Genomic DNA, 12,161 nt, shown 5'->3' with positions numbered 1-12,161 from the left:
GGACGTCTTTCCGGCGACGACATGAAGAAAAAGCCCTCTGATCTTTCCCTGCTGGAAAGCGCGCTCTCCACCATCGAACAGGTGCTGGCACGCGCCGACAGCGATATGCAAGGCGCGCCGTATTTCGGCCCCACCTCCAATGTCCCGCTGGACGCGCTGCAGGGCTCCGGCCTGGCCGGGGTCGATGGCCGCTATCGGGTCAGCGCTGCCCAGTCGGCGATCAACATTTGCCTCGGCTCGGCCGCTGCGCTGATCGATGTGAGCCAGGCGTTGATGAATCGCAGCGTCGACCGTTCGCCGCAGACTTTGGAGCGCGAGTGGCAGACCATCATCACCCACACCAAGATCGCGAGCCGTTCAGCCTACCGGGCGGCGCTCATCATGGCGGCGCAGAAGCATGTGCTGGCGGCGCAGGGCGAGGTGCAGTCGGAAGAGGGCTACTACAGCAGACTTGCGCACTGAGCGCATGCGTTGTGGCGTGAGGGATTGACCGGGCCCTGCCTCAAGGCAGAAAGAGCGGCGTGTACGGCGACCCGAACGGCCTCTCTGTCATTTCTCGCAACCCGCTGGCCTCTCCGCCTCCGAAGACGTAGCGCAGGTAGGCGTTGCCCGTGACCTGGCGGTAGTCGCGCGCGTTGTTGAATCCAAGCGCGCCGCCAAGGTAGAGCTGCGGTCCGAGCTGGTACTCGAGCACGGCCGCGACGTCGTAGGCGAAACCGCTGCGGCGGCTCGGAATGGCCGGCAGGCCCGCGAATCCGTTGGCGGCAGCCCCGGGCGACGGGTCCTCCCTGAAAGACTGCCTGCCGATGGATGCGCTCAGCCGCCAGCTCAGACGCCCGTCTCGCCCCCGCCAGTCCAGCGGAAACGTCAGGCTCGCATAGCGCTGGGGGCTGAAGTAGCCGCCCTCGCCGAACGTGAAGTGGCTCAGGTTCTTGTCGTAGGAGATGAAGCCCAGGTTCATGCCCACGGTCAGCGAAGCGTCCTCGCCGCGCAGGACGGGCACGTACACGCCGCCTCCCAGCTCGTGCCGCGTGTTGCTCGCCACGTTCCTGCCCGTGAGGGCGTGCGCCGCGCCGTAGCCGTAAAAGCCATGGGTGCCCGCGTCGCGCGCGAGGTCGAGGCGACCGCCGGTCGCGACCACGCCACCCCATTCGGCCCCCGTGCGCGGATCGCGCGTGCCGGCGAAGGAGAGCAGGCTATCGGTCACGGGCCTGCGCGACAGCTCCGCCTTGAGCGCGAGCGTGTCCGTGAACTGTGCGCGGTAGCCAAGTTCGCCGATCACGTTGGTGCGCGTGAAGCCGATGGGCGTGGTGCCGAGGCTGGCGCTGAAATTCGGGCCTTCGTAGCCGACTCGCATGCCCACGCCGCGCTCGGTCTGGGCACCGGGCGGCGCGACGGCGCCGGCCGCCTGCAGGGCGGCGGCGGGCGCGCCGTTGCCGAAGCGGGCGGCGCTGCCGGGGTCGGGCGAGAGGGTGCCGGCTTGCAGCACCGTCGGCGTCACGCCGAGCGTGATCCGCCCCTCGCCGTAGGGGATGCGAGCCTCGACCGGGGTCTGCACGTCGGTCAGCCGGCCGAGCCCGGCTTCGCCGCGGCGGTGGCGGTACACCGGGCCTGCCGCGATCCGCGGCGCGCTCGCTGCCTCGGCCTGCGGTGCCTCTGCCCGCGAGGGCACGACGTCGGAGCGCGGCACCAGCGCCATGGCCCGCAGCCGGTCCTGCAGGGCGTCCATGTCTGCCGTGCGCGAGGCCGGGGGGATGCGCTCCAGGTACAGCGCGCTCGCCTGCGCATCTCCCTCGTCGGCGGCCAGCAGCGCTTGCACGTAGAGCGCCTCCGGCGTGTCGCGCTGCGCCGGGGGCCAGGCTTGTGTGAGCTCGCGCGCCTGGGCGGCAAGCCCCAGGCGCCGGTAGAGAAGGGCAAGGTCATGGCGCAGCCAGGCATCGCCAGGCGCCTCGACGAGTGCCGCCTCGAGCGTGAGGCGTGCACCGGCAAGATCGCCGGCATCGCGCTGCTGCCGCGCCTGCGCGCGTGCCTGTGCGTCGCGTGTGCGCTGCAGGTCGGCCATCGCCTCGCGTGCCGCCGGCTCCGCCGGGTCAATCCGGACGGCGCGTTCGAGCAGTTCCCGGGCGCCCGCGAAATCGCTGCGCTCGCGCGCGGCCGTGGCCTGTCCGAGCAGGTTCCAGTAGCTGGCGCTGCGAAGCGCGGAAGCCCAGCGCCGGGCGCCGTTCCGCGAGGCGCGGCCCAGCAGGTCCTCGGCCTGCGCGAAGCGCTGCTGCCGCAGCCGTACCAAGCCGAGCCCGCCGAGCGCATCGGTGTCGGCAGGACGCATCCGCAAGGCCTCATCGAAGCGTCGTTCGGCCGTCGCAAGGTCGCCGCGATCGAGGGCGGCATAGCCCTGCTGGACGGGGTTGGGTGGCGCGGGCCGCGGCGCCTGCGGCGGGGCCTCGCCCAGTTGCGCCAGGCGTTGCGCCACCGCGGGATCGGCCTGCAGCGCCAGGTAGTCGCGGTAGAGCGGCGCGTCGGCGGCGCGCGCATCCAGCCAGAGCAGGGCCTGGCGCCAGGCCTCGCGCGCCGGCGTACCGGCAGGCTGCTGCCTGGCGAGTTCGGCCAGGGTGCGAATGCCCTCGCGCCGGGTCGTCTCGCGATAGGTCTGCAGCTGTGCCAGTGCGAGCCGGAAGTCCTGGCGTTCCGGCCTGTTGCGCACGAGCTGTTCGAGGTCGCGGCGGCTCGGCTCCCAACCTTCGGGCGTACCGGCGAGCAGTTGGTAGTACTCCAGCGCGAGCGCTTCGGGGGGCGCACGTTCGCCGAACAGGGCACGGTAGGCCTGCAGCGCCTCGGAGGTGCGCCCGGCGCGCGCCGCCTCACGCGCGACCTGCAGGTCGGCTGCCTGCCCGCCGGGGCGGCCGAGACGCGCCTCGAGCTGGATTGCGCGGGCGTCGGACGGATGCGCGGCGCGCAGCCGCGCAAGCCAGGCCCGCGCCGGCTCGACCTCGCCCCGCGCCAGCGCAACCTGGGCCAGGCCGTACAGGGCGTCCGCCGATTGCGGATCGGCACTCAGCAGCTTGCGCCAGCTCGCCTCGGCCAGCTCCAACCGCCCGATGCTCTGCCAGTGGATGGCCTGATCGGCCAGCGCGGCGCGCGCATCGGCTTGCGCGGCGACCGGCCCGGTGCCGAGGGCGGCCCAGGCGGCGATGCAGGCCAGTCGTCTCAGGCGGAGTGCGGCGCGGGGCACAGGCGTCTCCATTCGGGTTGCAGTTCGCCGTTGCGTCCAAACGCGTAGCGGCCGTCGAGCCAGGCCTGGCCGAACAGCAGCAGCACGCGTTCGTAGTAAGGCAGTGGCGAGGAGGCTGCCTGCAGGCGCTCGCGAATCCACGCGAGCTGCTGGGCGAGCGCGTCCTGCAGCCCCTGCGCCTGCAGGTAGGGCAGCAGCGCGCCCGAAAAGCCGACCGGCGCGGTGCCGCGCCCGGCGCCGGTGTCGGTGTCGACGAATTCCGGCAGCGCCGCCTTGTGCTGCAACAGGTTGCGCGGTCCGCCGAGGGCCTTCAGCAGTGCGGCGCGGGTCGGGTCCTGGGCATGCAGCATGCCGGCCCACAGGTAGATGCGGATCGCGTCGTAGCTGCCCACGGCGCGCTTCTCTGCATCGGCCACGAAGGCGCGCCAGCTCTCCGACCATGCGCACCAGTCGGGCGCGAAGCCATGCGGCGTAGTGGCTTCCACCATATGCAGGGTGTGCTGAGCCACTTCGCGCCAGGGGCCCTCGGGGTCTTCCTGATGGAAGCGGCGCAGCAACTGCAATGGCAGGTAGCTGGGATTGAGGCGCCACAGGGGCCCGCTTGCGACCGACCGCGGCCAGGGCAGCAGCATGCGGCCGAGGCCGGGTAGGTGGGCCACTTCCTCGCGCGCTGCGCGTGCGAGCACGTCGCGCCCGAGGCTGCGGAAGGCGGGATGGTTCCAGAGCCGGCCGGCCTCCAGCAGCGCATAGGCGATCCAGAGGTCGGAATCGGAGGCCGGGTTGTCGTCCAGCACGCCCCACTGCCCATCCGGCTTGCGGCCCCAGCGCCACGCGGGCAGGCGCTGCGCCAATCGGCCGCCGGCGAGGTTGGCATCGGTCCATTGCAGGATGCGGTCGAAGGCCGGGCGGTCGTTGTGGACCAGTGCGAAGAAGAGCCCATAGGACTGGCCCTCCGAGGTCGAGTGATGCTCGGGGGTGTCGAAGTCGATGATGCGGCCGTCGCGCTGGATGTGTCGCTCGGCGAAGCCGGTCCAGTCACCGATGGGCAGGCATGGGCCCGTGGTCGGGTGCACGGCGCCAGGCAGCGCCACAGCCAGGGGCGACAGCGCAAGCGCCGCGAGGCAGCGGCGCCTCACGGGCGCGGCCCCCTGCGCAGCCGGCGGCGCGCACGCCGCTGGAGGCTGAAGTAGGCGGCGCCGGCGCCCATCAAAGCCACGGCCAGGATCATGCCGGCCAGCAGCAGCGGGTTGCGCGAGAGCTTCCATTGCACCCATTCGACCGGCGGCAGGCGGCCGACGTAGTAGCTCTCCCCAGCCAGCAGGCTGTGGATCTCCGTGCCGTGCACGATCGACGTACTGCCCTGGATGCGCCGCAGCATCTCGGGCGCCATCAGTGCCTCCAGCAGCGCCGGCTGGGCCTCGGCGCCGGCGATCACGGCAACGACGCTGCGGCCCGGCTTGAGCGGCGACTCGAAACCCGCAAGTGCGGCGTCGCGTCCGTCGGCCGAGACGGCCATTTGGGTGGCCGGCGGAAGGTCTTCGCGCCGGCGGGTGCCGGTGACGAAGCGCAACGCCTCGTCGAACCAGGTGCCCAGCCGAAAGTCCTGCACCGCGCCGGCACGCGCCAGCGGCATGCGGTCGGCCCATTGCGCGAACAGCGGCTGGCGCTGCAGGCTGCCGAGGACCAGCAGGTCCTTGTCGGCCCATTGCGCCGCCTTCGAGGCACCGCCCACGGTGGCCCGAAGCGCCGGATAACCGGTCGCGTTGCCGAGCTGCCCCATCAGCGCCAGGAAGATCTCCTGGTCCGCCTGTACGGGTGCATCGGGCATCAGCACCGCGGTGTCGGCCAGGTCGGCCAGGCGCGTGAATGGAAAGCCGCCGTTCGCGAAGGCGGCGAGCTCCGGCATCGCGATGTAGTGCGGCAGCCCGGAAATGTCGAGTGTCGAGTCCGCATCGATGCTGCCGCGCACGTTGTCGAGCAGCGGCTTGCAAGGGGCCGCATCGGGCTGGAAGTTGTAATGCAGGCGCAGCTGGCTGCGCGCGCCCAGCGCCAGGGGGGGCAGCAGGATGGTCTTGCGCTCGCCCGACGTTCCGTCCGGCAGCAGCGTGCGCGCGAACGGATTCCACCAGGGCTGGGTGGCTGGGTTGGCCGCACGCAGCGGCAGCGAGCCGACGAAGCTGTCGCCAAGGCTGATGTTGAGTGTCGACTGGTCAGGCCTGGCGCGTGGCGTGTAGCGGTAGCCGAGCACCAGCGGAATACCGCGCGTGCGCCAGGTGAAGAGGTCCGGCGGCAGCTGCAGGTTGACCTTGACCACGTCCGGCGTGTAGCCGGCCACGCTCAGGTCCTTGGCCGCGGCCAGCTCACCGAGCTGCACCGGCCGGTCGCCCGCGATCCACCTCGGCGCATCGTAGGGCCGCCGCGCCGGCGGCGGCTCGAAGCTGTCGACCATGGTCGTGCCGCCCGTCAGCGCGCGGCTGTTGAGCGCCAGCGCCGCCGCGGCCGTACGCAGCTCGGTCGGGGTGCGGCCCATGACCAGCAGCAGCTTGTGCAGCGGATCGCCCGGCCGGTCGACCACCGCGAGCGCCGGCCCTTCGATGGCGGGCAGCTGCAGTCCCTCGAGGGCTGCACCGGGCATGGCGAACACCACCGCATGCGAGCCCTGAGGCAGCGTGCCCGTGGTCACCGGGAACACCGCGCCCCGGTAGCCCGCCAGCGCGCCGAACCAGGACGACACGATGCCGGCGGCCTCCAGCGTCGGGAAACCCGCGTCGCCGAGCACGAAGGGCAGTCGCAGGCGGCGCACGTCCCGCGGGTCGAAGAAGGGCGCAGGCAGCGTGCCCAGGTCGGCCTGGGCCGGAAAGGGCTCGACGGTCAGGTGCAGGGTGCTCGATGCATCCACCTTGGCCCACAGGCTGGAATGAGCCGGGTCCTCGCATTCGCGCGTGTAGTGGCCGATGAACTCGAGGTTGATGCGGTTGTGGTCGCCGATGAGCCGGCGGTCGATCGGGACCGTCGTGCTGCGCGGCTGGCCCGCGCCCTCGCGCGTTGCCGGCAGCGTCGCGACCAGCACGTCGTTGACGCTGACCGCCAGATGCGAGAGCTCGGGCAGCAGCGCCGGGGAATAAGCGTAGTCGAGCCGCAGCGACGCCGCCGTGACCAGCTCGTCGCCGCGCACGCTGAAGGGGATGCCCACGGTGGCATGGGTGCCGCGCAGCGTGATCGCGTAGTCCACGCCCAACTGCCGCAGGTTCATCTCGCGCGTGGCCTCGGGAGCGGCCGGCGCGGGCGCGGGCTGCCCATGCGCGGCGCTCCAGGCGATCGAGGCCAGCAGGAAGGCGAGCAACGTCTTTCGAACCAGCATCGTCAGTTCGACTCCCGCGACGAATGCGCCGCCGCGGGCGAGCGCAGGCGGCGGCCGAGGGCCTGGCGGTAGTGCGCGAACATGTCCTTGAATCCGACCGCGCTGATGCGCGCGATGTGCGCCAGCACACGATGCGCACCCGCGCGCGGATGCCGTCCCCAGCGCTCGGACCAGAGGTCGGGGCGCGAGATGGTGCATTGCACCAGCGCCTGTTCCTGCGCGATCGTCAGTCCCTCGAAGCGCAAGCCCACCCGGCTGCCGCGGCTGAAGCGCACGCAGGCGGGAAAGCGGTGCTCGGTACCGCCATCGAAGAGCGACACCTGTACGGGGGTGTCGTGCGCGCAGCGCAAGTCGGCCGGCAAGTCGATGCCCAGGCCGGTGGCCGAGAAATCGAAGGTGCGGCAGGCGATGGGCTCCTGGCCCGGCAGGTGCAGCACGGCCGGCATCTCCAGCGCCACCCGGTGCGCCGTGCGCATCTGGCGCGATTCGTTCGCGGCGGCGACACAGGCGCCGAGGATCACCAGGTTGTAGCAAGACCAGGCCAGGTTGAGCCAGACGGTGGCGATGCGCTCGTCGTCTACCCAGCCCAGGCGCCACAGGCCGAAGCCGATGCCGATGAAGTTGAGCAGCAGCAGGAAGATGCTTGCCCTGGCGATCTTCGTGTCGAAGTAGCGGCGCTCGATCAACCCGCCCTTGGCCGTCACGTTGAAGGCCCCCAGCTTCGGATTGATCAGCGCCATCAGCGTGGGGCGGAAGATGTGCCAGGCCAGGACCGCCTCGTACACCTCGTTCCAGAACAGGTAGCGGAAACGCCCCTGCACGCGGCTGTTGGTCAGGTTGGCATGAAAGATGTGCGGCAGCGCGTAGGCGAAGATCATCGCGGCCGAGGCGTGGATCACGCTGGCGCCGAACACCAGGTAGGCCAGCGGCGCGGTGAGGTAGATCAGCCGCGGCAGCCCGTAGAGGAAGTGCAGCATCGCGTTGAGGTAGCACAGCCGCTGCGCCCAGCTCAGCCCGCGGCCCAGCAGCGGGTTGTCGGTGCGGAAGATCTGAGTCATGCCGCGGGCCCAGCGGATGCGCTGCCCGACATGGCCGGACAGGCTCTCGGTGGCGAGGCCGCCCGCCTGCGGGATCGCCAGGTAGGCGGTGTCGAAGCCCGCGCGATGCATCTTGAGTGCGGTGTGCGCATCCTCCGTCACGGTCTCTACGGCAATGCCGCCGACCTGCTCGCACGCGCTGCGCCGCAGCACGGCGCACGAGCCGCAGAAGAAGGCGGCGTTCCAAAGGTCGTTGCCGTCCTGGATCAGGCCGTAGAACAACTCGCCCTCGTTGGGCACCGTGCCGAAGGTGCCAAGGTTTTTTTCGAACGGATCGGCGGAATAGAAATAGTGCGGCGTCTGCACCATCGCCAGCTTCGGCTCGCGCCCGAACGCGCCCATCGTCAACCGCAGGAAGGAACGCACCGGGGCGTGGTCGCAATCGAAGATGGCGACGAACTCGCCGCTCGTGTGCTTGAGCGCTGCGTTGATGTTGCCGGCCTTGGCGTGCCGGTTGTCGCTGCGCGTGACATGCGCCACACCGACCTCGTCGCAGAAGGCGCGGAAGTCCTCGCGTCGACCGTCGTCGAGCACGAAGATGCGAAGCCGGTCGCGCGGCCAGTCCATCGACAGGGCAGCCAGCACGGTCGGGCGCACCACGGACAGCGGCTCGTTGTAGGTCGGGATCAGCACGTCGACGCTGGGCCACGTGCCCAGGTCGGCGGGCAGGGGTTCGGGTGTGCGCCCGAGCGGCCAGGCGGTCTGCACGTAGCCCAGCAGCAGCACCAGGAAGGCATAGATCTCGGCCAGCAGCAGCCCCCATCCAAGGACCAGGTCGAGCGCATGGTCCATGTACATCGTGTCTGTGATGCGCCAGTACAGGTACCGCGAGGAGACGACGACGGACAGGAACATCAACGCCAGCGTCGCGAACCGGCCGCCGAAGCGGTTGAGGACCAGCGACGCGATGAAGATCGACACGGACAGCGTGAGCTGCTGGTTCAGCGTCAAGGGCGTGATGACCAGCGCCGGCAGCGCGAACAGCGTGAGCAGCCATGCCGCCGCATGCACGGCGGAGCGCATGGCGGCGGAGGCGGCGGAAGGCCTGGCTTCGCTCACGAAGCGCAATGCGACAGCGCGGCCGCGGTGCGTTGGACCAGCACACGGCACCCGAGGGCGGCGCAAGCATGACGGTGCGCGGTGCGCGGGGGAAGGGCCTTGGCGTTCATCCAGCTGACTGCAATTGTTCTTGGTGGTGGTGCGCGAGATTTGCATGAATTCCATGGCCCGCATGCCAGATTTCTCCAACCTGTTGTAACGCCGCCAATTCACTTAAGTGATTGGTATGCATTCGCCCGGCCCGTCTCCTTCAGTGCCGCTGCCCTGGACTGGCCTTCCGCGAATAGAACTCGGCCACGTCGGCGATTTCCTGCTCCGACATCGGACGCGCCATGTTTCGCATCTGCGCTTGCGAGTCGTTGCGGCGCGCCCCTGACTTGAATGCCTTCAGCTGCCCGACCAGGTACTCCTTCGGCATCCCTTCGATCCAGGGTGCGCCCAGTTTCTGGTCGACACCGCCATGGCATGAAATGCACGGTGCAATGTTGCGCAGCGGGTCCCCCACGCGTACGAGCGCCGGCAGGGATTCGTCGTAGGTAGTGGGGGCTGTCCTGGCCTTCGGGAGGTAGGCGTAATACGCCGCGAGATCTTCGATGTCGCGCTGGGACATGGTTTGCGCCAGCGTCTCCATCAATGCGTGCGAGCGCCGGCCTGCCTTGTAGTCGAGCAGCTGTTTGATGATGACTTCGGGGTACTGTCCGGAGAGGTTGGGCGCATCGGACGTGCTCATGCCCTGGGCTCCGTGGCACATCGTGCAGTTCAGGGCGAGCGTTGCGCCTCGGCCGACCGCGGCGCCTTCAGGCACGCGCACCATCCGGCGTTCGAGCACCACGTCCGTGGAAGCAGCGCCCGTCTTGACCTCTGTCGCGCCGGACCAGCTTGTCGGCACGCCGGCGGCCCTGCAGATGGCATCCCAAAGGTTCGTCGCGCTGAAATCCTTGTGCACCGATGGCAACCAGACGAAGCCGACCAGCACGCTCAGGATGACGAGCACCGCCAGCGACACGAGCGACCAGCGGAACCATGGATTGCGCCATGAATGCACGCCTTGGTTTTCCATCAGCGGCTCCCGATGGGAATGACAGGGACCGACGCGTCTTTCAGCACGGCCAGCTGGAAGATCGGGTATCCGTAGTTGACGAGCGTCAGCCCGATCATCATCGCAACCCAGAGCGCGAATCGGTTCAGCAGCGCCGGCGTGTGTGTCGTCGGATGCGTCGTGCGGCTGAAGGTATAGGGTTCGACAACGTCCGCCTTGCGTCTGTGAGCGGTGGCGAGGATGTACACCAGCAGGATGCCGGATGCCAGCAGCACGAAACCGCCGATGGCCGAGGCGGTGACGGTCCAGGCCTGCGGCTGCAGTTCCGGATGCGTGTAGTCGTAGTAGGCCATCCTGCGAGGCATGCCAAGCAGGCCGACCAAATGCCATGGCATCGACAGCACCATCATCCCGACGAACCAGCTCCAGATCTGCCACTTGATGAGCTTCGCCGACAGCGGCGCGCACCCGGTGAGCTGGGGCCAGAGGTCGTAGGCCACCATGAAATACATCAGCACGATCGCGCCGGCAAAAATGAGGTGGAAGTGACCGGTGACCCATTGGGTGTTGTGCACCGTCTCGTTGAGCTGGTAGCTCATGTTGATGATGCCGCCGGCACCGCCGAAGCCCAGCATCACGAAGGAGAAGGTGACGGCCAGCATCCATGGGTTGTCCCATGGAAGCGCCTTGACCCAGCCAAACAGGCCGCGCCCTCCGCGCAGGCGGCCCGCGATCTCCACCGAGGCAACGATGGTGAAGACGGTCAGCAATGTGGGGACCGAGACCATGGCTGTCATCGCTGCATGGACGAACTTGAATCCGGCTCCCACCTGCGGGTCGGCAAACAGGTGGTGGATTCCGATGGGCATGGAGAACACCAGGAAGAGCACGAACGCGACGCGCCCCATCGTGTCGCTGTACAGGCGCCCGCCGATGGCCCGCGGAACGATCGTGTAGAAGGCGATGTACGCTGGCATCAGCCAGAAGTACACGATGGCGTGCAAGGTCCACGAGAAGAAGACCCGTGCCAGGCCAGCGTTGATGGTGTCCGTCAGGCCGAGCGATGCCGGAAGAATGAGCACCAGCACCTCGACGGCCGCGCCCACCGACGTCCAAGTCCACAGGTAGGCGCCGGCGACGTTGCCGAACATCGCGAGCGGCACGGTCTGGCCGGGGTTTTCCTTGCGCCAGGCATGAAGATTGAGGGACATGAGGGCCACCCAGATCCACGAGCCGACGACCACGAGCACCACGCCGATGTAATAGAACGGGCTGGCAATCATCGGCGGATAGAAGGTGTACAGCACCGATGCCTTGCCCAACGCCATCGTGACCGCTGCCATGGCCGTGCCGATGATGACCAGCCAGAACCCGCCCCACGCCCAGCGAACACCGGCGAGCGGACGCCGCAGGGCGAGCTCGGTGATCGCGTAGCCGAAGCCCATCGCGACGAGCGTTGGCAGCACATACGCCATGACCGTGCCATGGGCGGTCACCGAGCGGTAGTAGTGCTCCGGGTTGTTGACCCAGGTCGCCAAGGGGCTGCGGATGTACATCTGCCAGGCTCCCAGCACGAGAGCGCCCAGGAAGGCGACGAATGCGACCCCGAAATGGGCGAGAACAAGTTTCCTAGCGTGAAACACAGTTCAGCCTTTCTTCGGTTCTCGCCTTGGCGAGGAACTCCTGGGGCGGCAGCACCTGCACCCGTGCCCACATGGCCTCGTGGCCTGTGCCGCAGTATTCGTGGCAGGGCATCAACTGCTCGCCGGTCCTGGAGAACGTGGTCGTGAAGGTGGCGACGAAACCCGGGACCAGCATCGTGTTGGCATTGGTCCGGCCGATCACGAAGCCGTGGATGGCGTCGGTGGCCGTGCCCCGGAACGTGACCGGCATCTCGGCCGGCACGACGATGCATTGCGGCGAGAACGAGTACTGCTGGGCGATGAGCCGGACGGTGACCTTGCCGTCGGGACCGAGCGCCGTCCCGAGGTTGCTTTCGACGAACTCGCCCTTCAGATGCATCGTGTTCACGTCGATCGTCTCGACGCGGGAGGGCGGCATCGCCGCCCAGTGCAGGCCCGTGAACACCATCATGGCCAGGAGCATCGCGATGATGGCGGCAACGATGAATGCCCAGCGTCTCTCGGCCGCGACGGCCGTCGCGTGCGAGGCGCTGTCGGAGTGACTCGCAGCCGTCACTGGACGGCTCCTCTCGGCAGGTAGGCAAAGAAGTAGAAGGCGAAGTAAATGGCGACGACGATGGCGGTCGCGAAACCGGCGACGGCGAATGCACCGGAAGGGCCGCGTCTCACGATCTCGTCGACGCGACGGTCCTCGGCGTCGGAGGCATCGTCTTGTTCGCTCGGCATGGCCATC

General features: G+C 68.9%; 9 protein-coding genes. 1 reads left to right on the top strand and 8 read right to left on the bottom strand.

What is annotated here, in order from left to right:
• Positions 1 to 21: 21 nt before the first annotated feature.
• Entirely contained in the window at positions 22 to 462 is a 441-nt protein-coding gene (locus E5CHR_RS16615; protein ID WP_162580876.1) for a hypothetical protein, read from the top strand.
• A gap of 40 nt (positions 463 to 502) precedes the next feature.
• Here E5CHR_RS16615 and E5CHR_RS16610 read toward each other — a convergent pair whose 3' ends face one another.
• The 8 genes from E5CHR_RS16610 to E5CHR_RS16575 form a co-directional block, all read right to left on the bottom strand.
• A complete protein-coding gene (locus E5CHR_RS16610; RefSeq protein ID WP_162580875.1) occupies positions 503 to 3,229 on the bottom strand; it encodes a cellulose biosynthesis protein BcsC in 2,727 nt (908 codons plus the stop codon).
• Positions 3,205 to 4,365 carry a cellulose synthase complex periplasmic endoglucanase BcsZ gene (bcsZ, locus tag E5CHR_RS16605; RefSeq protein ID WP_174255674.1) on the bottom strand — a complete coding sequence of 387 codons (1,161 nt, stop codon included), beginning with the start codon at positions 4,363 to 4,365 and terminating at the stop codon, positions 3,205 to 3,207. The genes E5CHR_RS16610 and bcsZ overlap by 25 nt, the downstream gene beginning before the upstream one ends.
• Positions 4,362 to 6,590 (bottom strand): cellulose biosynthesis cyclic di-GMP-binding regulatory protein BcsB, encoded by a 2,229-nt coding sequence (gene bcsB / locus E5CHR_RS16600; protein WP_162580873.1) that lies wholly within the window; start codon positions 6,588 to 6,590, stop codon positions 4,362 to 4,364. The genes bcsZ and bcsB overlap by 4 nt, the downstream gene beginning before the upstream one ends.
• A gap of 2 nt (positions 6,591 to 6,592) precedes the next feature.
• A complete protein-coding gene (gene bcsA, locus E5CHR_RS16595; protein WP_269474055.1) occupies positions 6,593 to 8,746 on the bottom strand; it encodes a UDP-forming cellulose synthase catalytic subunit in 2,154 nt (717 codons plus the stop codon).
• Positions 8,747 to 8,996: 250 nt separating this feature from the next.
• Complete coding sequence (locus E5CHR_RS16590; protein WP_162580872.1) at positions 8,997 to 9,806, bottom strand: c-type cytochrome; 810 nt, start codon at positions 9,804 to 9,806, stop codon at positions 8,997 to 8,999.
• Complete coding sequence (locus E5CHR_RS16585; RefSeq protein ID WP_162580871.1) at positions 9,806 to 11,428, bottom strand: b(o/a)3-type cytochrome-c oxidase subunit 1; 1,623 nt, start codon at positions 11,426 to 11,428, stop codon at positions 9,806 to 9,808. The genes E5CHR_RS16590 and E5CHR_RS16585 overlap by 1 nt, the downstream gene beginning before the upstream one ends.
• Positions 11,415 to 11,984, bottom strand: a complete 570-nt coding sequence (locus E5CHR_RS16580) for a cytochrome C oxidase subunit II (protein WP_232062079.1) — start codon at positions 11,982 to 11,984, stop codon at positions 11,415 to 11,417. Before E5CHR_RS16580 ends, E5CHR_RS16585 begins: the two co-directional genes overlap by 14 nt.
• Positions 11,981 to 12,160 (bottom strand): hypothetical protein, encoded by a 180-nt coding sequence (locus E5CHR_RS16575; protein ID WP_162580870.1) that lies wholly within the window; start codon positions 12,158 to 12,160, stop codon positions 11,981 to 11,983. The genes E5CHR_RS16580 and E5CHR_RS16575 overlap by 4 nt, the downstream gene beginning before the upstream one ends.
• Position 12,161 lies beyond the last annotated feature (1 nt).

The organism is Variovorax sp. PBS-H4 (assembly GCF_901827205.1).
GTDB lineage: Bacteria > Pseudomonadota > Gammaproteobacteria > Burkholderiales > Burkholderiaceae_C > Variovorax.
The sequence above is the reverse complement of the archived record's forward strand: the minus strand, read 5'-3'. Positions and strand labels throughout refer to the sequence as shown.

Bases quoted from the DNA above. Each gene is read 5' to 3' on its own strand.
- bcsB (WP_162580873.1), bottom strand. From the start codon at position 6,590: ATGCTGGTTCGAAAGACGTTGCTCGCCTTCCTGCTGGCCTCGATCGCC.
- E5CHR_RS16590 (WP_162580872.1), bottom strand. From the start codon at position 9,806: ATGGAAAACCAAGGCGTGCATTCATGGCGCAATCCATGGTTCCGCTGG.
- E5CHR_RS16615 (WP_162580876.1), top strand. From the start codon at position 22: ATGAAGAAAAAGCCCTCTGATCTTTCCCTGCTGGAAAGCGCGCTCTCC.
- E5CHR_RS16575 (WP_162580870.1), bottom strand. From the start codon at position 12,160: ATGGCCATGCCGAGCGAACAAGACGATGCCTCCGACGCCGAGGACCGT.